Origin of the sequence: Corallococcus exercitus, from assembly GCF_003611585.1 — a bacterium.
In the GTDB taxonomy this organism is placed as follows: domain Bacteria; phylum Myxococcota; class Myxococcia; order Myxococcales; family Myxococcaceae; genus Corallococcus; species Corallococcus exercitus.
The window spans coordinates 1-21,077 of the sequence record NZ_RAVW01000010.1 but is presented as its reverse complement, the minus strand read 5'-3'; the positions used below and the strand labels follow the sequence as shown (position 1 = coordinate 21,077).

General features: G+C 70.0%; 19 protein-coding genes. 10 read left to right on the top strand and 9 right to left on the bottom strand.

The window, feature by feature from the left end; translation table 11 throughout:
- Positions 1 to 82 precede the first annotated feature (82 nt).
- Complete coding sequence (locus D7W79_RS02345) at positions 83 to 2,500, bottom strand: helicase-related protein (protein WP_120523690.1); 2,418 nt, start codon at positions 2,498 to 2,500, stop codon at positions 83 to 85.
- A 252-nt stretch (positions 2,501 to 2,752) separates the two neighbouring features.
- On the opposite strand from D7W79_RS02345, the gene D7W79_RS02340 reads away from it, so the two are divergent.
- Positions 2,753 to 3,292: a ferritin-like domain-containing protein gene (locus D7W79_RS02340; protein ID WP_120523718.1), complete on the top strand. Its 540-nt coding sequence runs from the start codon at positions 2,753 to 2,755 to the stop codon at positions 3,290 to 3,292.
- Positions 3,293 to 3,351: 59 nt separating this feature from the next.
- Here the strand turns inward: D7W79_RS02340 and D7W79_RS02335 are convergent, their stop codons facing one another.
- From D7W79_RS02335 to D7W79_RS02320, 4 genes are all read right to left on the bottom strand, one after another.
- Positions 3,352 to 4,359, bottom strand: a complete 1,008-nt coding sequence (locus D7W79_RS02335) for a fatty acid desaturase family protein (protein WP_120523689.1) — start codon at positions 4,357 to 4,359, stop codon at positions 3,352 to 3,354.
- 149 nt (positions 4,360 to 4,508) lie between these two features.
- Positions 4,509 to 5,336, bottom strand: coding sequence for a PPK2 family polyphosphate kinase (locus D7W79_RS02330; RefSeq protein ID WP_120523688.1), 828 nt, complete (start codon positions 5,334 to 5,336; stop codon positions 4,509 to 4,511).
- Between the two features lie 134 nt (positions 5,337 to 5,470).
- Positions 5,471 to 5,983: a PM0498 family protein gene (locus tag D7W79_RS02325; protein ID WP_147441772.1), complete on the bottom strand. Its 513-nt coding sequence runs from the start codon at positions 5,981 to 5,983 to the stop codon at positions 5,471 to 5,473.
- The gene (locus tag D7W79_RS02320; protein ID WP_120523686.1) at positions 5,980 to 6,417 is read right to left on the bottom strand and encodes a hypothetical protein; all 438 of its coding nucleotides are present in this window, start codon (positions 6,415 to 6,417) and stop codon (positions 5,980 to 5,982) included. The genes D7W79_RS02325 and D7W79_RS02320 overlap by 4 nt, the downstream gene beginning before the upstream one ends.
- A 230-nt stretch (positions 6,418 to 6,647) precedes the next feature.
- On the opposite strand from D7W79_RS02320, the gene D7W79_RS02315 reads away from it, so the two are divergent.
- The gene (locus tag D7W79_RS02315) at positions 6,648 to 8,084 is read left to right on the top strand and encodes a cytochrome-c peroxidase (protein ID WP_120523685.1); all 1,437 of its coding nucleotides are present in this window, start codon (positions 6,648 to 6,650) and stop codon (positions 8,082 to 8,084) included.
- Between the two features lie 7 nt (positions 8,085 to 8,091).
- Here the strand turns inward: D7W79_RS02315 and D7W79_RS02310 are convergent, their stop codons facing one another.
- Positions 8,092 to 8,577: an SRPBCC family protein gene (locus tag D7W79_RS02310; RefSeq protein ID WP_158616866.1), complete on the bottom strand. Its 486-nt coding sequence runs from the start codon at positions 8,575 to 8,577 to the stop codon at positions 8,092 to 8,094.
- 357 nt (positions 8,578 to 8,934) lie between these two features.
- On the opposite strand from D7W79_RS02310, the gene D7W79_RS02305 reads away from it, so the two are divergent.
- The 8 genes from D7W79_RS02305 (at position 8,935) to D7W79_RS02270 (ending at position 17,363) form a co-directional block, all read left to right on the top strand.
- Entirely contained in the window at positions 8,935 to 9,567 is a 633-nt protein-coding gene (locus D7W79_RS02305; RefSeq protein WP_120523683.1) for an OsmC family protein, read from the top strand.
- Positions 9,497 to 9,745, top strand: coding sequence for a hypothetical protein (locus D7W79_RS02300; protein ID WP_120523682.1), 249 nt, complete (start codon positions 9,497 to 9,499; stop codon positions 9,743 to 9,745). Before D7W79_RS02305 ends, D7W79_RS02300 begins: the two co-directional genes overlap by 71 nt.
- A 170-nt stretch (positions 9,746 to 9,915) precedes the next feature.
- A complete protein-coding gene (locus D7W79_RS02295; protein ID WP_120523681.1) occupies positions 9,916 to 12,045 on the top strand; it encodes a PAS domain-containing sensor histidine kinase in 2,130 nt (709 codons plus the stop codon).
- Positions 12,042 to 13,385 carry a sigma-54-dependent transcriptional regulator gene (locus D7W79_RS02290; RefSeq protein WP_120523680.1) on the top strand — a complete coding sequence of 448 codons (1,344 nt, stop codon included), beginning with the start codon at positions 12,042 to 12,044 and terminating at the stop codon, positions 13,383 to 13,385. The genes D7W79_RS02295 and D7W79_RS02290 overlap by 4 nt, the downstream gene beginning before the upstream one ends.
- A 103-nt stretch (positions 13,386 to 13,488) precedes the next feature.
- On the top strand, positions 13,489 to 13,911 hold the full coding sequence (locus tag D7W79_RS02285; RefSeq protein ID WP_147441771.1) for a serine/threonine-protein kinase: 423 nt from the start codon (positions 13,489 to 13,491) through the stop codon (positions 13,909 to 13,911).
- A 134-nt stretch (positions 13,912 to 14,045) separates the two neighbouring features.
- Positions 14,046 to 15,386: a hypothetical protein gene (locus D7W79_RS02280; RefSeq protein WP_120523678.1), complete on the top strand. Its 1,341-nt coding sequence runs from the start codon at positions 14,046 to 14,048 to the stop codon at positions 15,384 to 15,386.
- A 319-nt stretch (positions 15,387 to 15,705) separates the two neighbouring features.
- Complete coding sequence (locus D7W79_RS02275) at positions 15,706 to 16,896, top strand: DUF2380 domain-containing protein (protein ID WP_338078761.1); 1,191 nt, start codon at positions 15,706 to 15,708, stop codon at positions 16,894 to 16,896.
- Positions 16,893 to 17,363 (top strand): NUDIX hydrolase, encoded by a 471-nt coding sequence (locus D7W79_RS02270; protein WP_120523676.1) that lies wholly within the window; start codon positions 16,893 to 16,895, stop codon positions 17,361 to 17,363. Before D7W79_RS02275 ends, D7W79_RS02270 begins: the two co-directional genes overlap by 4 nt.
- A 66-nt stretch (positions 17,364 to 17,429) precedes the next feature.
- Here the strand turns inward: D7W79_RS02270 and D7W79_RS02265 are convergent, their stop codons facing one another.
- The 3 genes from D7W79_RS02265 to D7W79_RS46170 form a co-directional block, all read right to left on the bottom strand.
- Positions 17,430 to 17,774 carry a putative porin gene (locus D7W79_RS02265; RefSeq protein WP_244221557.1) on the bottom strand — a complete coding sequence of 115 codons (345 nt, stop codon included), beginning with the start codon at positions 17,772 to 17,774 and terminating at the stop codon, positions 17,430 to 17,432.
- The gene (locus tag D7W79_RS02260; RefSeq protein WP_120523675.1) at positions 17,771 to 19,840 is read right to left on the bottom strand and encodes a hypothetical protein; all 2,070 of its coding nucleotides are present in this window, start codon (positions 19,838 to 19,840) and stop codon (positions 17,771 to 17,773) included. Before D7W79_RS02260 ends, D7W79_RS02265 begins: the two co-directional genes overlap by 4 nt.
- A gap of 192 nt (positions 19,841 to 20,032) precedes the next feature.
- A partial coding sequence (locus D7W79_RS46170; RefSeq protein WP_208729617.1) for a transposase zinc-binding domain-containing protein occupies positions 20,033 to 21,077 on the bottom strand: 1,045 nt, incomplete at its 5' end.

The window sequence follows — 21,077 nt, the reverse complement described above, 5'->3', positions numbered from 1 at the left end:
CGTAGGCCAATCCGGCCGGAGCCCGCGTGGATTCGTCGCCTCCCCTCCTCCCGGGCAGCCGGCCTGCTCCCTGGACGTCCCCTCATGAGGGGCGTTCGTTGAGCCACTTCGATGCCGCCGGCTCACGTCCGCGAGCACCATTCGCCTCGGGTGCCGTCGCCGATGGCTTCCGTCCGCGCTTTCTCCGCCGCCGCTTCGAGGCCGCGCCCTGGGGCTGTCCCCCCAGCGCCCGCAGCACCTGCGCGCGCACGCCGCCTTCCAAGCGCAGTTGCTGCATGAGCGCTTGCGCCTGCCGGGCACCCTGGGGATTCCGCAATCCCTCCCCCAGCCGCTCCACGATGTCGATGCGCAGCGCCACCGGGCCGATGACCTCGTAGCCGAAGGACCGCGCGTTCCGGCCGGCAAGCGTCGCGACGTTCAGCGCCGGCTCCTGCGGGATGCCCTGCGGACACGGGGCCTGCTGGAACAGCGCCGTCAACATGGCCCGCCGCTCCAGGGCCTGCGGCGACAGGGCCCCGGTGACGTAGAGGAACCGCTGGCCCTCGTGGACCCCCTGCGCCTTCAGCCGCTCCCGCGACTCCTCGTCCAGGAGCTTCCACTGTTCGCGCGCCTCGCCCTGGGAGATGACCCCCAGCCCTTCCGCCAGCCGGTAGGCCACGCCTCGCATCGCCGGTGCGCGGCTCTCGCCCGTGAAGGACTCCGCGGGAAAGCCTCCCATGGCCTCCGTCACCAGGTCCTTCGCCAGCGCCACCAGCCGGCGCTCCAGCCGCTGCCGCGCGCCGCCCGTCCACACCTCCGGCTCCGCCAACGCCAATTGCGGCGAGCGCCGGTCCCGTCCCCGCACCAGCCGGGCCAGCGGCTGGCTCTCGAACGAGATGCGCCCCATCGGGTCCACTTCGAAGGCGTCGTGCGTCGCGTCCACCACGCGCTGGACGAACTGCTCCTCCGTCATCACCGCACCTTCCGCGCCCGGCACCTCCGTCAGCAACTGCCCCAGCTTGGCGAAGGGACTGTCCGAACCGACCTGCGGCTGCGCGCTGGCCCTCACGAAGCGGCGCGCGCTCCTCCTCGCGGCCCGCTGGACGAAGCGCTCCACCAGCCGCTCATGCAGGGCATCGCCCAGCGCGTCCTCGATGCGGCGCGTGCGCTCCTGCCATTCCTCCGCGTCGTGCAGCCAGCCCGGACGGTGGCTGATGTACGTCCAGATGCGGATGGCCGCGAGCCGGTCCATCAGCGTGTGGATGTCCCCGGACGCGTCGTCGAGCGGCGACACCTGCCGGCCCAGCCACGTGGGGTCCAGCTTCCCATCCCCCGCGGTCAGCTGGAGGAACGTCTCGCGCAACAGCGCGACGTGCTGGCCGAAGAGGCCCTTGCGGAAGTCCGGGACCTGGCAGACCTGCCACAGGAGCTCGACGGACGCCTTGTCGGTGGTGACATCCCGGATGGCGGGCACGGCCGACAGCCCCTTGAGCGCGTCGAAATCATCCGCGCGCTCCACCCGCACGAAGGCGTTGTCGCGCGGCGCTCGCGACAGCGAGTCCAGCAGGGCCTCCGGGCTGGAGAAGTCCAGCAAGGAGTTGCGCCAGATGAGGCTGCGCACCGCGGGGAAGCGGTGCGATTCGATGGCGGTAACGACGCGCGGCGGAAGCTCCGGCAGCGTGTTCAGCGCGCCGAAGCTGCCATCGTTCAGGTGGCGCCCCGCGCGGCCGGCGATCTGCGCCAGCTCGTCGGGATACAGGTCGCGCTGCTCGGCGCCGTCGAACTTGGAGAGCGTCGCGAAGGCCACGTGGTTGAGGTCCAGGTTCAACCCCATGCCAATGGCATCCGTGGCCACGAGGTACTGGACCTCGCCGGACTGATACATGGCCACCTGCGCGTTGCGCGTCCGGGGCGACAGCGCCCCCAGCACCACCGCCACCCCACCCCGCAGGCGGCGCAGCGATTCGGCCAGCTCGTAGACGCGGTCCGCGGAGAACGCGACCACCGCCGAGCGCGGCGGCAGGCTCTTCAGCGACTTGCGCCCGGAATAGCGCAGCTGCGAAAGGCGCGTGGCGCGCTTCATGGACGCATGCGGGATGAGCGCCTGCACCATGGGCCGCATCGTCTCCGCGCCCAGGAACCACGTCTCCTTGCGGCCGCGCGCGTGCAGCAGCCGGTCGGTGAAGACGTGCCCGCGCTCCCGGTGCGCGGCGAGCTGGATCTCATCCACCGCGAGGAAGTCGACCTGCCGGTCCGTCGGCATCGCCTCCACGGTGCAGATCCAGTAGTCGGGCCGGGGCGGGATGCGCTTCTCCTCGCCCGTCATCAGCGCGACCCGGCCCTCGCCCACCTTCGCGGTCACCCGGTCGTAGACCTCTCGGGCAAGCAAGCGGAGCGGCAGGCCGATGATGCCTGAGTCGTGCTCGAGCATCCGTTCGATGGCGCGGTAGGTCTTCCCGGTGTTCGTGGGCCCCAGCTCCGCCACGACGACGGACGGCCGGCTGGATGGGCTCGAGCTCATTGGCGAAGACTAACCCCGAACCCCCTCCTCCGCCCTGGGGGCCGCAAGGGGTGTTCGTGGGCAACGTCCCTGCCCGCGCAGGGCATGGAAGCAAGCGTCGCCGGCGGGAATCGGCTCCGGGGACACTGGAAGCCCAGGGCCGCGGGGTGGGACGGACAGGCGCGGTGTTCCCGGCACGCGGGGGCAGGAGGGATGGGCGGCGTGGCCGGGGCCGCCCAGCTTCCCGACACCCAGCCGCCCGGAGGCACCGCCATGGCCGACACGCGTCCGCAGCCGTTCGTCACCGACCTCCAGGAGCTCCACCGCCATGCGCGCGAGCAACTGGCGGCGGGGGCCCGCACGGACACCGCCGGGGGCGAGCTGAAGATTGGACTCACGCTGCTCAACGCCGCGCTCGCGACCACGGTCGTCTGCGTGCGGCGCTACACACGCCACGCCTTGTGCGCGGCAGGCCCCGGTTCGGAGGCGGTGAAGGCCGCGTTCGGCCGGCACGCGCGTGAGCAGCAGGACCACGCGCTGAGGCTCGCCGAGCGCATCCAGCAGCTGGGCGGCCGGCCGGATTTCAACCTTGGAGGACTCATGTCCAGCGGTGACACCCAGGACGAAGAGGGGCGGACGCTGGTGGAGCTGCTCCGCGAGAACCTGGCGGCGGAGCGCGTCGCCATCGAGACGTACCGCGAGCTGATCCCCTACTTCGCGGAGCGCGACCCCACCACGGGGCGGCTGCTGGAGGAGCTCCTCACCGAGGAGGAGGCACACGCCAAGGCGCTGCAGGTGCTGCTGGAGCCTTGAGACCCCGGCCCGGTGGGTTCCTCGGGCGGGTCTCGAACGGACCCGCCGGGCCGCGGTCCTCAGGCGCCGTGGACAAGCCGCGCGTCGCGGTAGCGCACCATCCGCTTGAGCGACGGATCCCACAGGTTCAGCCGCAGGCAGCCCACGATGTCCTTCAGCGTGAGCGTGGTGACGTGCGGCCCCTGGAGCTCCGGGATGGCCGCCATCGCCTCCGGCAGCCGGTAGAACGGGATGCGCGGGTTGAGGTGGTGCACGTGGTGGTAGCCGATGTTGCCCGTGAACCACTCCATCACCGGCCCGAAGCGCATGTAGCTGCTGGCCTCCAGCGCCGCGTCCGCGTGGTTCCACGCGGCCTCCGGCAGGATGGCCACGTCGTCGAAGTTGTGCTGCGCGTAGAACAGGTACGTGCCCAGCGCGTACGCGACGACCAGCGGCCCCAGGAAGGCGCAGAGGTAGACGCCCAGGCCGAGGAAATGCCAGACGGCCGCGGACAGCGCCACGTGCACGCCCAGCGCGAGCCCGGAGGTCCAGTAGCGCTTCGGGTTCTTCACGAACGGCTGGAGGCACAGGCTGTAGAGGAACGCGGTGAAGTAGCCGAGCATCAACGTCACCGGGTGGCGCTCCACCACGTAGCCCAGGCGCTGCGCGCCCGTGGCCTTGCGCCACTGCTCCGTGGTCCAGGTGACGAAGGTGCCCGCCGAGTCCGCGGCGATGCGCGCGGTGTTGGCGTGGTGGTGGTTGTGCGTGTCATTCCAGATGCGCGCGGGAGTGAGCGTGAGCAGCCCCTGCACCTGGAAGAGGACCTTCGCCCACCGCGACTTCGGCAGCAGCGCGCCGTGCATCGCGTCGTGGAAGAGGATGAAGCAGCGGATGAGCACCAGCGCTTCGATGAGCCCGCCCACGATGCGCAGGGGCCACCAGGGCGCGGCCACCGCCAGCGCCACCGCGCCCGCGAGCGCGGCGTAGGTGGAGAGCAGCGCCCCGACGGAGCGCGCGGTGTCCTGGGCCGCGAAGGGGCGCGTGCGGGCGATGAGGTCCTTGCTCGACGGCGACGCGGTTCGTTCCATGTCGACAGGGCTCCGGGGGTGACCGCCCGGCGACACACCGGGACGGATGACCGACCGTGTTGTCCCATCCCCATGTCACGGCCGGGTCAGCGGTTCCCACGACGCGCGGCGTGTGCTCGCGCGTCATCCATGACGCGCAAGGCCGTGCCTCAGCGCTTCTTGCGCCAGGCGCGCAGCTCGGCCTTCTTGTGCTTGCCGACCTCGTCCAGCCGCTCCTGCCACTGTTCGCGGTAGGGGCGCAGGGCCTCCGCCACGGCGCGGGCCACCACCAGGTTGCGGTACCACTTGGCGTCCGAGGGCACCAGGTGCCAGGGCGCCTGCTCGGTGGACGTCTGCGCGAAGACGTCCTCGTAGGCCTGCGTGTAGTCCGCCCAGTGCTTGCGGTCCTCCCAGTCGCCCGCCGAGATCTTCCAGGCCTTGCGCGGCTCCTGTTCGCGCGCCAGCAGCCGCTGCTCCTGCTCCTCCTTGCTGATGTGGAGGAAGAACTTGAGGATGACGGTGCCGTGCTCCACGAGCAGGGTCTCGAAGTCGCGGATGTGCTGATAGCGCGCCTTCCAGAGCGGCTTGGGGACCAAGTTGTTCACCCGCGCCACGAGGACGTCCTCGTAGTGCGAGCGATTGAAGATGGAGAACTCGCCCTTGCGCGGAGCCTCGCGGTGCACGCGCCAGAGGAAGTCGTGCTCCTGCTCCTCGGTGCTGGGCACGCCGAAGGAGGTGACGCTCACGCCGCGCGGGTTGAGGCTGCCCACCACGTGCTTGATGGTGCCGTCCTTGCCAGCGGTGTCGCGCCCCTGCAGGACGATGAGGACGGAGTTCATCTTCGCGCCCCACAGCAGGTCCTGCAGGTCGAACAGTTCCTCGCCCAGCGCCTCGAACTCCGCCTTCGCCTCTTCCCGGTCCGCCTTCTTCGGCGGCGACGTGGAGATGCGCTCGAGCTTCACCTTCGCGCCCTGCTTGTCGTTGCGGATGATGTCCATGGTCCCCTTCGCTCCAGGTATCAGCGGCAGCGTGCCCGGAGCGAAGGCGGATTCACACCGTTCCAAGCCGGGACGGCGGCAAAACGTCCGGGTCGAACCATTCGAGGCCCCTGTGGCGTAACAGAGCCGGCGCCTCAGGAGGGCAGCACGGCCCAGCCGCGAAGGTCATCGTGGTTGCTCAACTCCAGGAGGGCATCTCGACGGTAGCCTTCCAGGTCCGCCGTGAGCCAATGCTCTCCCGTCCGTTCCAGATGAAAGCGCAAGGTGCACGCGTTGCTGCATCCGAGGATGAGCACGAACCGCCGATCCCCTGGGAGCACCCGCTGCAACGCCCAGGCGAGTCGCAGACCGTAACCCACCTGGTCCTTGAGGCGCAGCCGGCGGGCCCACGGGTCCTCCTCGAACGAGCCCACGAAGTCAGCAACGTGGATCTTGTTCGCGAAGCACTCGTAGCCGGTCGCGTCCTGGAAGTCGGGATGAATGAGTGGGGCGCTCTTCGTCGCCGCGCGCCGAAGCACCCAGAAGCCATGGTCCTCGACGACTCCTTCATCGAGCAGCGCCTGCATCCTGGGCGTGAGCGGACGAGCCATGACTTCATGTACCCGCGCGTTGCGCAGATAGGCCCGCATCAACGCGTTGGTCCTCAAGGTGGCACCTCTCCCAGGTAGTACAGCCCCTTCTCCACGGACGAGGCAAACTTCGCGTCCGTCTTGAGCAATTCGTTTACCCAGCGGGGAGCGTTCGCGAAACTCCTGGAGGCGGGATCGTACAAGTACTTCGCACCCGTCTGCGCGTCCTGGAAGTGGAGCTGCCCGGGGCGAACTCCGGGCGCTGGGTTCTCCACATCGAGACGGATCCGTCCCTGCTTCCAGAGTGTCTTGCTGTCGATGCGGGCTCCGCGTGCCCCCAGCATCCTCGGGGCGGGCGTGTCCGCTCCGCAGCCCTCGTACTGCCCTGGATGCCGCTTCAGGCAACATGAGACGGTGCTGTCTGACTGGTTGCACTCGCTGGAGATGATCGCGGCCCCACATCCAAGGCCGCAGGACAGCAGGAACAACACCAGCCATTGGATGACGGGCATGGGCTCTCCCGGCCGTGAGGTTCAGCAGGCCCCCGGAAGCATGTGCCTGGACGTGCGACGCCCAGCCGCGATGCTGGCGGCACCTCGTCCGCTGCTCGACGGCATCCCGGCCTCACCGCCCGCCGCGCAACGGATGAGACCGACCCCAGGGCATGGCGCTCTTCTTCGGGGTGACACGAAGAGGGGCCCGCGGTGTTTCCCTGCCATCGCAGCCAACTGGAGGGGAACACATGGCAGGGCATCGACTCATCGCGCGCACCGTGGGGGCCTTCGTGCTCGCCGGGCTCGCTGGCTGCACTGACGCCGTCGCGCCCGTGGAGTCCACCGGGGAACTCGCGACATCCGAGGCGGAGCTGGTGTCCCCAGCGCAGGCGGCCGCCGGCAAGAAACACTTCCAGGAGGCCCTTCCCGGCACCAACGGGCGCTCCTGCGCGACGTGCCACGTGCTTTCGGACAACACCGCGCTCACGCCCGCGCACGTGGAGGCGCTCTGGGCCCGGAACCCCGCGGATCCGCTGTTCAACCGCATCGACGCGGATGACCCCACCGCCGCCGTGCCCACCTACGAGCACCTCAAGAAGGGACTGGTGCGCGTGGTGCTCCCCCTTCCCGCGAACATGGACGTCATCGACGTGCAGGGGAACGTCATCACCGCCCCGGACCGCAAGGTGTCCGTCTGGCGCGCCGTGCCGAGCATCGCCGACACCGGCTTCTCCGGCCCCTTCCAGTTCGACGGCCGCGAGACCGACCTCGTCACCCAGGCCCAGAGCGCCGTCACCAGCCACAGCCAGGGCGGGACCGTGCCGCTCCCCGTGCTCCAGCGCATCGCCGCGTTCGAGCGCACCGTGTTCAGCTCCCCCCGCGCCCGCTTCGTGTCGGAGCTGTTGGAACAGGGCTGGCCCCTGAGCGCCATCCCGGATCCGGACGCCCTGCTCCTGCTCGACGCCTCCGAACGGCGTGGACGCGACGTCTACAACCTGGCCTGCGAGGCCTGCCACGGCGACCGCACCCGCAACCGCGTCGTGAACCGAGCCACGCACGACGCCCTCTTCTACGCCCTCAAACCCGACGGCAACATCCAGTACACCGTCACGCCCGGCGGCCGGCCCGAACCCGTCCGCGTGCCCCGCCCCCACAGCGAGTTCCTCAACGCCGGCTACGCGTTCATGACCTACCTGGGACAGCGCGGCGTCGTGCCCCTCTTCAACACGTCCGTCGACTTCCCCCAGTACCGCTTCCGCTTCTACACGGACGGCACGCGCCAGCACCCCGTCACCGACCTGCCCCCCATCCCCGTCACCGCGAGCGGCCACCCGGATGACATCAACCCCGCCCTGGATGAGAACGGCGCGCCCATCGTGGGCCCCGCGCTCGCGGCCCAGTGGTACTCCACCGACCCCGGCCGCGCGCTGATCAGCGGCGACCCCGCGGAGTTCGAGGCCTTCGACGTGCCTTCCCTGCGCGGCATCGCCCGGTCCGCGCCGTACTTCCACGACAACAGCCACGCCACGCTCGCGGACACGGTGGACACCTACAGCCGCTTCATCCTCCCGGGCATCCCCACGGTGGGCCTGCCGCTGCACCCGCCCGAGTTCCCAGGTGGGCCGCCGGAGTCCCTCACCCCGGCGCAGAAGCAGGACCTGTTGCGCTTCCTCCAGCGGCTGTGAGCGCCCGTCAGCGCCGCCACTCCAGCTCCGGCGCCGACACCCGGGGCGGAGGCGGCAGGAAGGTGTGCGCCAGCCCCCGCAGGCCCCGCGCGAAGAACTCCTCGCGGATCCACTGACACAGCGCCGCCGCCTCGCCCTCGTGGCCGGGCGTCAGATTGAACGTCGCGGACCACTCCACGAAGGTCTGCCCGGTCGCCGTCACCGGCGTCACCCGCAGCTTCGCCAGGTGGTCGCGCACGGGCAGCGGGCTCTCCAGCAGCGTGTACGCATAGCTGCGCGCGTGCGGGTCGTGCTCCAGCCGCGCCTCCAGGTACACCTCGCCGTCGCGCGTGGTGAGCCGGCGCAGGGGCCCGGGACCGGCCTCGGGACGCGTCACCCGCTCGCTGGAGACGACGCCCGGGTGCCAGCGCGGAAGATTGTCAAAGCCTCCCACCCGGTCCCAGACCACGTCCGCGGGGGCCTGGATGAGCTGACTTGCATACGCTTCGGCCATCGGTGCCTCACCTCGTTCTTGCATGGACATGGTTCAAGCGGCCGTACGGCCCTGGAAGCCCTCGCAAAGCCATACAATCAACGAACACCCTTCCCCACCGCGTCGAATCACACCCATGCCGTCCCCCCATGTCAGGCATTGCGGTGCTGGATGTGGAGCAGGAACGGCGGGGGCGAAATCGTCCAAAAGGGCTGTTGCAGGGCGGCCGCATCCCGGGCCAGGGCGCGTGTGGCCCCGCGATCACCGCCCTACCTGGGGGGACTCGTACCCGAGGGCAGGTGCCAGAGGGATGAGAAGCATTGCCGCGGCATGGGTGTTGAAAGCGCATTGCACAGGCCCCTACCGAGGACATGCCTGATGACCTCCGCTTCCATCACCGAGTACGAAACGCGCCTCTACTGGCAGGGAGAAAGGGGCGCGGTGCTGACGAGCGACCATGCGCCCCCCGTACCGATTGGTCGTCCGTTGAACGGCCAGGACAGCGGCCCCGGGGATGGGCGGTGGGACCCGGAGGCGCTGCTGGTGGGCGCGGTGGAGGGGCGCACGCTGCACGCGTTCCTGGACGGGGCACGGGAGGCGGGCGTGGGAGTGCTCTTCTACCAGAGCTGCGCGACGGCCCGGCTGGTGAGCGGAAGCCCGGAGCAGGCCGCCCACTTCACCGACCTCATCGTCCGGCCGCACGTCGCCGTGGCCAGCGCGCGGGAGGCGGAGCACGTGCGCCAGCTCTTCGCCCAACTGCCGGCGCGCTGCTTCCCCAGCTCCATGCTCCAGCTCACCCCGCGCATCGAGCCCGTGGTGGAGGTCTGGGCCCACGCCCGCCGCCGGGACGCCGGGACACCTGTCGAAAACCACGCACCCGCCGACGACGAGGAGGCAGCGGCGGTTCCCTGGGAGGACGGCGTGCGCAGTGTGGAGGTCCATGCCGACGAATCCACAGACGACCCCGCCCGAGAAGCCGGTGAAGGAGCCGGAGCCGAAGCCCACGCCTGAGATCGAACCGCCCCGGCCGTCCGTCCCGGAGAAGGATCCACCGCCGGGCGAGCCCCGGCGCCGGGAACCGCCTCCGCCCCTGCAGGACCCCGAGGTGAAGCCGGGCATCCAGGACCCACCCGCGCATGATCCCAACCGTCCGGGACCGCCGGACATCATCGCGGGGCCTGCTGTCTGAGATTGCACGCGTCCGCGCGGCTCGGGGGTTTCCACAGGTCCCGCGCACCGGGCGTTCCACCTTGTTCACCGGGAGGGAGGGCTTCCCTGGACCTTCGTCCAACGCCTGCGTTGGCGGGGTTCGCGTGTCGATGCGAGGACCCCTAAAGTAAGGCGCGCTTCCCGCGCGCCATGTCCTCGCCCTCTCCTTCCCCGCTCCTCCGGATCACCGCCGTCGCCGCCGCGTGCGCGGTGTTCATGGCCGTGGTGGGGGCGTGGAGCGGAAGCCTGGCCCCGGGGCCTCGCATCGCCGTGCTGGCGGTGAGCGCGTTCGTGCTGGCGGCGGTGGGCGCCGCGGCCGCGCTGCGCGCCCTGGCCCGGAGCGAGCACGAGGGCACCCGGCTGCGCGAACAGGTGGACGACGCGCGGGCGCTGCGCGACGCGGTCATGACCATCACCCCGGTGGGCTTCGCGTTCTATGACCGCGACCTGAAGTACGTGCACGTCAACGCCGCGCTCGCCGCGATGAATGGCCTGCCCGCGGAGGCGCACCTGGGCCGCCACGTCTCGGAGGTGCTGCCCGCGCTGGGCACCGCGCTGGCGCCCCGGCTCGCCCGTGCGCTGGAGTCGGACGCGCCCCTGCAGGACCTCAGCCTCCAGGTGGAGACGCCCGCGGCCCCTGGCGAGACGCGCTTCTGGTTCGGGAGCTATTCGCGCGTGCGCGGCGCGGGCGGCGCGGTGCTGGGCGTCATCGCGGCCCTGTCGGAGGTCACGGAGCGGATGCGCGCGGAGGCGTCGCTCCAGGAGCACGAGGGGCGCCTGGACGTGCTCACCCGGTCGCTGCCGGACTACCTGTGGGGTGGGAAGCTGCGGGACGGCGTGTTGCGTGACTTCTACTGCACGCCCGTCATCGAGCGCACCACCGGCTACCCGGCCAGCGCCTTCACCGGCAGCGGCCCGCAGGGCACGCCCTCCCCGCTATGGTCGGAGATGATCCACCCGGAGGACCGCACGCGCTACCGCGAGTGCATCGAGTCCCTGGCCCTGGCCCCGAGCACGGAGGTGGAGATCGAGCACCGCATCATCTGCGCGGACGGGCGCCTGCGCTGGGTGCGCAGCCGCGCCGCGGCCTCCGGCCTGGACGACCGGGGCGGCGTGCACCTGGGCTGCGTTGTCACCGACATCACCGACCGGCGCCTCGCGGACGACCTGCGCCAGCGGCTGAACGACAGCTTCCGCCGCTCCGCGACGGAGTGGCGCCGCACCTTCGACGCGGTGTCCTCGCCGCTGCTGGTGCTGACGGCGGACGGCATCATCCACCGGCTCAACGACGCCGCCCGCGTGCTCTTCCGGGAGGCGGACCCGTCCGGCCAGCCGTTGTCCGCGACCGACGGGGCGCCGCCCTGGTCCAGCGCGGGACCGCTGGTGGAGGAGCTGCGCGCGACGCACGGCAGCGCCAGCCGCCAGGTGCACGACGCGGAGTCCGGACGCACCTGGGAGCTGGCGGCCGCCTGGGTGGATGAGCAGGCCAGTGGAGAGCCCCGCATCATCCTGGTGGCCACGGAGATCACCCGGCTGCTGGAGCTGCAGGCCCACGTGCGGCGCGGTGAAACAATGGCCGCCATGGGCGCCATCGTCGCGGGCGTGGCCCACGAGGTGCGCAACCCCCTCTTCTCCATCTCCGCCGTCGTGGACGCGGTGGAGGCCACCTACGGCGCCCAGCCAGAGCTGAAGCCCTACCTGGACGTGCTGCGCGGCGAGGTGCGCCGCCTCACCCACCTCACCCAGGAGCTGTTCGAGTACGGCCGTCCCACCCGGGGCGAGTGGACGGACGGCGCCGTGGGCCCGGTGGTCGCCGAGGCCCTGTCCGCCTGCGCGCTGTCCGGCGACAAGGCCTCCGTGAAGCTCACGCGCGAGCTGTCGGACGCGCTGCCACCGGTGCGCATGGACGCGCGCCGCCTGTTCCACGTCTTCCGCAACGTGGTGGAGAACGCCGTGCAGCACTCGCCCCAGGGCGCCACCGTCCACGTGACGGCGGAGGCCGTGGAGGAGGCGGGCCGCCCGTGGGTGCGCTGCACCGTCCACGATGGAGGGCCCGGCTTCAAGAGCGAGGACCTGCCCCACGTCTTCGAGCCCTTCTTCAGCAAGCGCCGGGGAGGCACCGGCCTGGGGCTGTCCATCGTCCAGCGCATCCTGGAGGAGCACCAGGGGCGCATCCGTCTGTCCAACCATCCCCAGGGAGGCGCCGAGGTGACCATCCTGTTGCCCGCCCTCCCCCCGGTTGTGATCGCCGGGCTCCTTCCGAAGTCACAGGTATCATGACGCGTACCCGCATCCTGCTCGTGGACGACGAGCCCGGCGTCCGGCTGGGCATGAAGGGCTACCTCACGCAGCACGGCTTCGACGTGGACGAAGCCACCAGCGTGGCGGAGGCCCAGGAGGGCTTCCGCACGCACCGGCCCGACGTGGCGGTCATCGACTACCGGCTGCCGGACGGCACCGCGCTGGAGCTGCTGCCCCGGCTCAAGGAGCTGGACGCGGCGGTGCCCCTGGTGGTGCTGACCGGGCACGGCTCCATCGAGCTGGCGGTGCAGGCCGTGAAGGAAGGCGCCGAGCAGTTCCTCACCAAGCCGCTGGAGCTGGCGGTCCTCAAGGTGGTGCTGGAGCGGCTCGTGGCCCAGCGGCGCGAGCGGCAGCGGCTGCTGGCGGACCGCTCGCGCACGGCGCGCACCCAGGTGGACCCCTTCCTGGGGAACAGCCCCGCCATCCGAGCGCTGCGTGACGAGGCGGAGCGCGTGCGCGACAGCGACAGCCCGGTGCTCGTCACGGGCGAGACGGGCAGTGGCAAGAGCGTGCTCGCGCGCTGGCTGCATGAAGGCGGGCCGCGCAAGGAGGCCCCCTTCGTGGACCTGAACTGCGCGGCGCTGTCCAAGGACCTGCTGGACTCAGAGCTGTTCGGCCACGAGAAGGGCGCCTTCACCGGCGCGGTGGCCGCGAAGCAGGGCCTGCTGGAGGTGGCGGACCGGGGCACGCTGTTCCTGGATGAGATTGGCGACATGGACGTGGCCGTCCAGCCCAAGCTGCTCAAGGTGCTGGAGGAGAAGCGCTTCCGGCGCCTGGGCGACGTGAAGGACCGGCGCGTGGACGTGCGGCTCGTCGCGGCCACGCACCAGGACCTGCAGGTGGCCGCGCGCGAGAAGCGCTTCCGCAGCGACCTGTACTTCCGCATCAGCACGCTCATCCTCCACGTGCCGCCCCTGCGAGAGCGCGCGGAGGACGTGCCGGTGCTCGCGCGCCACTTCCTCGCGGAGATGGGCGCGCACCGGGGCCGGGGCCAGGTGGAGCTGGAGCCCGACGCGGAGCGCGCGCTGATGGCCTACGGCTGGCCGGGCAACATCCGCGAGCTGCGCAACGTGCTGGAGCGCGCGGTGCTGCTGTCCGGCACCTCCCGCCTGTCGCGCAGCGCCCTGCGCTTCGAGTCCCTGCTGCCCGCGGAGGAGCCGCTGGGCGAGGACCTCACGCTGGAGCAGCTGGAGCACCGCCACATCGAGCGCGTGCTGGCACGCGAGGGCGGCCACGTGGAGCGCGCGGCGGCGAAGCTGGGCATCTCCCGCAGCTCCCTGTACGCGAAGATCAAGGGCTGGCAGCACAAGGGGGGCTGACGGCGGTGCGCGGGGATACGGGTTCGAGTCCCGTACTCCTCGCCACTGGCTCTCGCGGGAGCAGAGCCAACGCGGGCTCGCGGCACTGGCCACGACGATGGACATGCACCTGCCACCCTTCGTGGAGGACACCGTCCAGCGCGCCATGGTGTTCAGCGGCAAGGACGTGAAGGAAACCGCGTTCGGGCTGTCCACCTCGCTGCGCTCCGTCTTCCTCCGGCTGCTGTGCCGGGAGCCGGCGTCTCGCTACCCGACAGCGGCGGCGCTGGAGTTGGAGTTGCGCGGGCAGCTCGTGCGGCTGGGGCCGTACAGCGCGGCGTATGCGGTGAAGGAGGTAGAGACCGCCCTCTTTGAAGGCGGCGAGGCCATGGAGGAACTGAATCTGCTGGAGGACGAGGGTGGCATCGTCCCAGCCTTTCCGTTGCTGAGTCAGGACGCCATCCGCACGGAGCCGCACCCGCTGCGCAGCGCGGACGAGACGACGACAGAGCCGGGACCGGGCGCCCTGCGAATGACGCGCCATTAGCCGTCGCGGGCCCGATGCGGCCGGCCCTCCTTCCCTTCACCCCTGGATAGCGGCGCGGGGCCTGCGGGGGCCGGGCTGAATGTCAGCCGTGTGTCCTTTGCTCTCCTCGGAGGAGTCAATCCCAGGGGGCGTGGATGCGAATGACGCGAAGTGGGGCTGTCTGGCTGTGGCTGCTGTTGCCGGTCGCCGCATGGGCCGAGGACGTCCCGGAGGTGCCACCGGTGGAGGAGGAACGGCGCCCACGGGACGAGGCCTGGCGCAACCTGCTGCGCATGGAGGCGACGACGTTGTCCTTCCTGCCGCGCACGGGCATCGGCACGGACGAGGGCTTCCTCCAGGTGGAGCCGACCCTCATTCTCGACGGAGGCGAGGACTTCGGCCTCAACCTGGGCACACCCGTGCGGTTGCGCCTCTGGGGCGGTGGTGGGGCCGCGGGCTTCGTGCGACGCGAGGACTGGGACAGCCTCTCTGACTTCGGGCAGGTGGTGCGCGGCCTCAAGCTGGGCTCGAACGACGCGCCCGTGGGCGTCTGGTTCGGCGCGCTGGAGTCCTACAGCCTGCTGTCCGCGCACCTCGTGCGGCGCTACTCCAACCGAAGCAATCCCGACTACCACCCAGTGGGCGGCTTCCTCACGGGCACGCTGGGGCCCCTCTATACGCAGGCGTTCGCCTCGGACGTACTGGGCGCGCGACTCATGGGGGCGGAAGTCGCGCTGGACCTGGAGCACGTCCTCTTCGGCCAGCCCCGCGCGCAGGGCCGGTACACGCTGGCGCTGTCGGCGGTGCATGACTGGGGGGAGGCCGGAGGTCGCGCGCCTCCGGTGACGCTGGCGCACCTGGACGCAACCGCCGTGGTGGTGGTGCGGCCGGGCTTCGAGGCCCACCTGCTTGCCGGTTGGGGCGGACGGCCCGGTGCGAGCGGCGCATGGGGTGCGGTGGTGGGTGCGGGCGCGGATGCGGTGACACCCACGCTGGACATGCGGCTGCGGTTGGAGGTGCGCAGGCAGCATGGTGGCTTCCGACAGGGATACTTCGGCCCGGACTACGAGCTGGCGCGCTTCCACGCGGCGGGGCCGGAGGGCGTGCCACTGGCGGAGGCCCTCTTCCCGGACGGGACTTCCGCCTATGGCGAGGCGGAGGTGGGCTGGGACGCGGTCCGCTACGGCGGCCTCTCCAAGCACCTGAAGCTGTCGCTGGGGGTGGAGGCCTTCAACTGGGGCCGCATCGACGTGGACGGGCGCGTGGCGGTGCAGCTCTTCGCGCGCAGCCTCGAAGTGGCGTTGAAGGGGCTCGGAGTGGGCATGGTGCGGCCCGGGGCGCGCTACCTGGGGGCCGCCGAAGCCCGCTGGCGATTGCTGGGCGGGAAACTCTACGCGATGGGGACGGGCGGCACGCTGCTCTTCCCCACGCCGGAGGGGACGCTGCGGCCGGGGGCTTTCGCCTCGGTGGGCTTGGGGGTGGACAATGCGCGCTGATGCCCTCTTGCTGGCCCTGGTGCTACTGGCCACGGGATGCGCCTCTGTGCCGCAAGCGCATGGGCGAGGCCAAAGCTTGAGCTATGCACCGCGAGAGGACTCCTCGCCCGCGTGGGTGGAAGCTCCGAACGATGAGCCCCCGCGCGCCCAGAATTTCCTCCCGCGCGCGCTTGCTGGGCCCGAGCAACGGCTCCTGCGCCGCCAGCAGCCGCGTGACGACGTGACCGCCGTGGGAGGCGGAACTGTCGGGGGCGGGGTCCGGAGCAATGCATTGACGCGGCAGGCAGTCCTCGACGCGACGAAAGACGTGAAGGGCTCCGTGACCCGCGTCGAGGCCGCGTTCACCAAGCTGGCGGCCCGTCCTCCGGACCCCTGGGGCTGGAGTCTCACCGGCGTCTTCACGCGCTACCTCGACCAGGGCTCCAAGCAGGTAACGTGGCTTCATGGCGCGCTTGGGAGCGCCACCGCGTTGACGGAAGTGGCCTCGGAAGTTGGCGACACGGACATGGAGCTGGGCCTGCTTCGCATGACGGGGCCGAAGCTCCAGGCGGCCCAATTCGGAACGCTCCTGCTGGCCACCTGGGTGGACTTCCTGCACCTCGCGGACGCCGTACTTCGCAACTGCCCTATGTGCAGTGCCGAGAAGCTCTTCGCGGACCTGTATCGCGTGCAGGGGCTGATGGAGCCCACGCTGACGGACCTTGCCTCACTGGACCCGGAGCGGGTGGAGGCGGCGACAACCGCGATGCCCGAGCTGATGGGGAAGCTGACGCGTGAATTCGACACACTCCAACGGGAGACCCGCGAGACCCTGAAGCTTGGCGGGCAGGTCATCGCGGCGATGCAAGCGGTGGAGATGGTCACGATGATCTCCACGATGAAGATGGCCCTGCCACGCGTGCCGCCCTCGGCCCCTGCGGCGCTCGGCGTGGGACTGGCAATGAGTTCAGGCGGCGTCATGGTGGGCTCGCGGCTGGTGGTCTCCGCCGAGTGGGTGGAAATGATGCGAAGGCTGGTGCAGGCGGGCGTCATCTCCGTGCCTGCCGTCGGCGCGGCTGTTCTCATTCAGGGCGGACAGGTCACGATGGCGCAGGCGCATCAGGACTTGCCCGAGGGCGTGCGAGAGGCGCTGGGGGACAGTCCCGAGGTGCGCGGCATGCACGTCACGGGAAAGGCAGGGGCGGGCATGTCCGATGCCCCCAAGCACCACGTCCTGCCGAAGGAGCACCGCGAGTGGTTCGAGCAGCGCGGCTTCAAGGGCGACATGGACATCGACCAGTTCTGTGTCCGCCTGGAGCAGGCCCACCACGAGGCGATTCACGGAGGGGGAGACTGGAAGCTGGGGCGCATGTGGCCCGACGAGTGGAACAGAAGGATCATGCGCGCGCTCCAAGTTGCCGAGGCCAGCGCCGGGAGGCCGTTGACGCGAGATGCGATCCTCAAGATCGTCGGCAAGAATATGAAGGCCTACGATATCCCAATGAACTTCACTCCCGGGAGAAGCCGATGACCGATGGACGCTCGTGGCAGGGGAATTGGATCGCCCGCCTGTATGAGCGCATCCGTGAGCGGGGGTACGACTCGGTCACCGCCTTTGCTGAAGATCGCCCCACGGCGTCACTCGTCGCTCTTGCAGAGGAACTTGGCCCGGACGACATTGCCGGCGTCCAGGTGTTCAAAGGGTTGGTCGCTGAGGCTGAGCGCGGCAAGAAGCTCACTCGATTGGCTCGCGGACAGCTTGTTCGCGAACTGTCGGATGTCCTCCCCAACGGCTGGCCAGATGTGCTGAATGATGATGCCCGCCTGGAGGTCGCGATAGCACTCGGCCAATGGTCGGCATACACCCCAGAACCCCTGGTGGAGCGTGTAAGGAGTGCTAGCGGCGCACTCCTGGCCAATCCGCCTCCGGCCGGTTGGCGTCCGCTCGGTCCCGATGACGAGTTTCTTCGGACGCTCCTGCCGGACGATGAAGCCTGACCGTACTCCTCGCTAAAAATTGAGGGACCGCACGCGAAACAACACAACAGGGGAACGACCACCAAATCAGAACGCGACCTGGAACCGGGACAGCACGACGTTCTCTGCTTCCCTGTCACCGTCCAGGGCCCCGCCCACGTAGTCCGTGCGGTGGTAGTTCAACGCGAAGCGCACGCGGCGGTTGAAGGCAATCAGCGTGGCGACACCGAAACCCCGGGCCCGGCTCACGGAGCGGGTCGGGTCCGCGAAGACGGGGAACGCGTCGTCATCCATGTCCAGGCCCTGGTAGCGCAGGGAGAGCTCCAGCGCGCCGCCCTTGCCCGTCTTGGGGTCGAAGGGGCGGCGGGGCTTGGGCCGTTGGCGCTCTCCCCGCTGGCGCCCCATGACGCCGACCAGGTGGGCACCGTTCACCCTCCAGACCAGGCAGGTGCCGGCACAACCGAGGCTGGGATCCCGCCCTCGCCCGGCACCGCGCCCGAGTTGATGTATGTCAGAACGTCGGTCGTCGTCGTGTACGCCCAGCCAGCGAACGAGACGGCGATCTGCGCTGCCTTGGCCGCCTGACCGCCCGGCGCGAACCACTCGACGAGTTGGACGATGACCATCGGCAGAGCGAACCAGCCGACGTCAAGCATGAGGCGGAACAGCTGCCACGTGAGGCCCTCCTGCGCGATGACCAGTAGCACAGAGAGTAGCGCCGCGGTGATGCTGGCCTCGGGATTCAGCTTGGCAATGAGGATGACGGCCTCGATCACCGCCCTGACATTCTTGTTCTCCATGAGCAGGCTCATCACTCCTGTGCGCGCCGCCTCTTGGCTGATCAGGAGCGGACCGAGCCCGAGCGCCAAGAACCACCCGAAGGTGAAGTCATAGACAATCGGCCACAGCTGCCACAGCTCAGGCGGGAAGTCGCCCACCTTGTCCTGGAGCGCGAGCGCCCGCAGGTGGCTCTCGCGCCCCTGCTGCGTCGGGTTCATGAGGAGCGTGAAGGTCGAGGGCAGCGTCAGCAGGTCGCTTCCCGCTGCGACGATCGCCTTTCCCGGACCGACCGCGGCGAACATCGAGGTCGCGCCGACGACGCTGAGCGCCGCCGTGCCGTTCGTAGTCAACGAGGCGACGAAGACGGCCGGGGTGCCCGGCGCTACGTACAGCGTGCCGTCCGCTTTGAGCACGACCGGGGTGCCACCCGGGTCGGTCAGCGTCATCTGGCTCGGGTTCCCTGTGACCGGGTGGGTCGTGAACTGCGTCGTGGGCCCGGAGACCAACGCGTTCGCGAGGACCTGGCCCGAAGTCGTGTCGACCGCCCAGAAGCTCCCGGTGCACGTCTGGACGGCCACCTCGTCGCCGTCGCTGAACAGGCCGGCCAGAGAGATGAGCTGCGAGGGCTCGACGGCGGGGAGGGTCGCGCTGACGGTGAACTGCGTGCCTTCCTCCACCACCCGCCCCACCGGAACGTCCGGTCCCCACGCGTACGTCATCGCGAACGTCTTGGGGACGTTCGGCCAGCTATCGACGAACAGCGCGTTGTTGGGCGTGATCTGCAGGGCGTTGGCCTTGACGAGCGCGCGGACCTGCGCGGTCACGTCCGCCTTGCCGTACGCAGCTCCGAGGACGGTCAGCGTGAGCGGGTCAGGCGGCGGCCGGTACGGCGGCCGTTGAGCGCTGTAGCTGTAGTCGACGACCACCGCATCGCCTGCGGGAACGACGAGGAACTTCGGCTGCTCGTCGCCGTACTGGTAGGCGAGGCTCAGTGTCGCGGTTTCCGGTGCCGAGGGCCCCTCCGGCGTCCCAAAGACATCTTCGTTCGCTACCACGTTGAGCGTGCGGCGGCGGACCTTGTCCTGCGCGATGGACGTGACGTCGCTCAGTCCCCAGAACGCGCTCAGCACGCGGAGCGGCGGGCGATACGTGACGAAGTACGTGGCGTTCTCCTGGACGACGTCGATGAACGGTGCGTAGTCGCTATAGCCGGCGACGATTACCAGGGCCTTGGTGACGTTCGGCCAGGTGTCGCCCAACGTAGCGTTGTTCGCGGTCAGGCTCAGGGACTGCGTGGCGGCGTCGACGAGCGTGCGAACCGTCGCGGTCACGTCGCTCGGGCCGTACGTCGCCGCCAGCACCTGCAGCAGGGGACCGGGGTCATCCACCGCCGGGCGCGCGCGGTACGCCTCGAACTCTGCCGCGCCGATGGTCAGCGTGGCGTTCTCTTTCACGACGGCGACCGAGACCGGGCCGGTGCTGCTGTACCGGTAGGCGACGGTAAGCGACTTTGTAACGGTCGGCCATGTGTCCCCGAAATTTTCGTTCGTGGCGTCGATCGAGAGCGACTGCGGTGTTGTGTTGCGGTTCACCGCGGCGATGACCGCGCTCGTCACGTTTACCAGACCATACACTGCGCCGACGATCTGCAGCTCGGGCGCCGGGGCGTTCGGGGTTGCACCAGCGGCAGGCGCGGAGGGGGCGGGTGCTCCGGTCATGGGTCGTCTTCCTCTACGCGGACGGTCTTCACCTTCCGGCCGCGCGCTGTCAGGTGGTGGAAGCGGCGGGAGTTGATCAACGAGGCGCGCCGACCGTACAACAGAGAGCGACCATAAGTCGCCGTCTGAGCCGCTCGGCGAAAATCCACTCGCGGTGTCCTCTCCTTCATCCGCTCCTTCCTGGCCGCTGCCTCAAGCCCCGTGCTCGCCTCCTCCGCACCTGCTTGAGGACCAGAAATGGCCGCAGTTTGGCGACTGGAGCGAAGACGCCGTGGAACCTCGTGAGGTTTGCCCGAGGCACCAGGCACCAGGGAAGCCAGGCGACGCAGCAACTCCAACCCGGTGAAGAGGAGGTGCGTGGTGCCGTCCGGCAGCGGTCGCTTCTCCCTGCCTGTCGTTGGCATGCAGGTGCGTGTTGGCGTGCAGGGAGAAACCCTCCAGCAAGGCGCATCGCGGCTGCTTGTTGGGAGGGGGCCGGACGTCCACCTCCGTCCAGCGCAGCCGTTGCTGCAGGGAGTGCTCCTGGTACGCCTGCAGCGCGTCCTCAGGCCCTTGCGCGGGCAGGGCCCCTCTCTTCTCCAGCAGGCGCAGCACCCGGTGACGCACCACCTTCAGCAGCCGCTCCACCTCACCTTGCGGGGGCGGCGGCAACGCTTCGAAGTGCACGCCGCCCTCCCCCGGAACGAAGACGCCTTCCGGCACCAGCGCATGGTCGTGAGGGGTTACTTGCAAGGCCGAGCCGAAAATCTGGAGAAAAGAGACGGCCCCGGTCTGTCCACCGCGCACGCCCTGCCCCCGTGCCCTGCGACGTTGCAGGGCAAACACCGCTCGCAGGAAAAGGGTGAGGACGCCCGAGAGCAGCCCCTTCTCCTTCAGCAGTCCCCATCGCACCCGGTGCGGCAAGGACAACGCCGACTGACGGTAGGGCACGTGCGGCAGCACCCGCTCCACCACGTGCACCGCTGTCACCTGCGCCCGCTTCGCGTTGCAGGAGGGACACACCCCTCGCCCCTTGCACGAGAAGGCGACGAGCAGTTCGTCCTTACAACTCTCGCAGCGCACCCGCGCGAATCCGTGCACCAGCACGCCGCACTCCAGGTAGCTGGCGAAGTCCCGCTCCACGTACCGGGGCAGGCCGCGCCCCACGTCGCTCGCCTCCGCCAGCAGCGTGGCAAGGTTCTCCCTCACCGCCTCGTACAGCACCGTCCCCTCCGGCTGCCTCCGCCGGTACGCCCCC

Bases quoted from the DNA above. Each gene is read 5' to 3' on its own strand.
- D7W79_RS02345 (WP_120523690.1), bottom strand. From the start codon at position 2,500: ATGAGCTCGAGCCCATCCAGCCGGCCGTCCGTCGTCGTGGCGGAGCTG.
- D7W79_RS02340 (WP_120523718.1), top strand. From the start codon at position 2,753: ATGGCCGACACGCGTCCGCAGCCGTTCGTCACCGACCTCCAGGAGCTC.
- D7W79_RS02335 (WP_120523689.1), bottom strand. From the start codon at position 4,359: ATGGAACGAACCGCGTCGCCGTCGAGCAAGGACCTCATCGCCCGCACG.
- D7W79_RS02330 (WP_120523688.1), bottom strand. From the start codon at position 5,336: ATGGACATCATCCGCAACGACAAGCAGGGCGCGAAGGTGAAGCTCGAG.
- D7W79_RS02320 (WP_120523686.1), bottom strand. From the start codon at position 6,417: ATGCCCGTCATCCAATGGCTGGTGTTGTTCCTGCTGTCCTGCGGCCTT.
- D7W79_RS02315 (WP_120523685.1), top strand. From the start codon at position 6,648: ATGGCAGGGCATCGACTCATCGCGCGCACCGTGGGGGCCTTCGTGCTC.
- D7W79_RS02310 (WP_158616866.1), bottom strand. From the start codon at position 8,577: ATGGCCGAAGCGTATGCAAGTCAGCTCATCCAGGCCCCCGCGGACGTG.
- D7W79_RS02305 (WP_120523683.1), top strand. From the start codon at position 8,935: ATGACCTCCGCTTCCATCACCGAGTACGAAACGCGCCTCTACTGGCAG.
- D7W79_RS02300 (WP_120523682.1), top strand. From the start codon at position 9,497: ATGCCGACGAATCCACAGACGACCCCGCCCGAGAAGCCGGTGAAGGAG.
- D7W79_RS02295 (WP_120523681.1), top strand. From the start codon at position 9,916: ATGTCCTCGCCCTCTCCTTCCCCGCTCCTCCGGATCACCGCCGTCGCC.
- D7W79_RS02290 (WP_120523680.1), top strand. From the start codon at position 12,042: ATGACGCGTACCCGCATCCTGCTCGTGGACGACGAGCCCGGCGTCCGG.
- D7W79_RS02285 (WP_147441771.1), top strand. From the start codon at position 13,489: ATGCACCTGCCACCCTTCGTGGAGGACACCGTCCAGCGCGCCATGGTG.
- D7W79_RS02280 (WP_120523678.1), top strand. From the start codon at position 14,046: ATGCGAATGACGCGAAGTGGGGCTGTCTGGCTGTGGCTGCTGTTGCCG.
- D7W79_RS02270 (WP_120523676.1), top strand. From the start codon at position 16,893: ATGACCGATGGACGCTCGTGGCAGGGGAATTGGATCGCCCGCCTGTAT.
- D7W79_RS02260 (WP_120523675.1), bottom strand. From the start codon at position 19,840: ATGACCGGAGCACCCGCCCCCTCCGCGCCTGCCGCTGGTGCAACCCCG.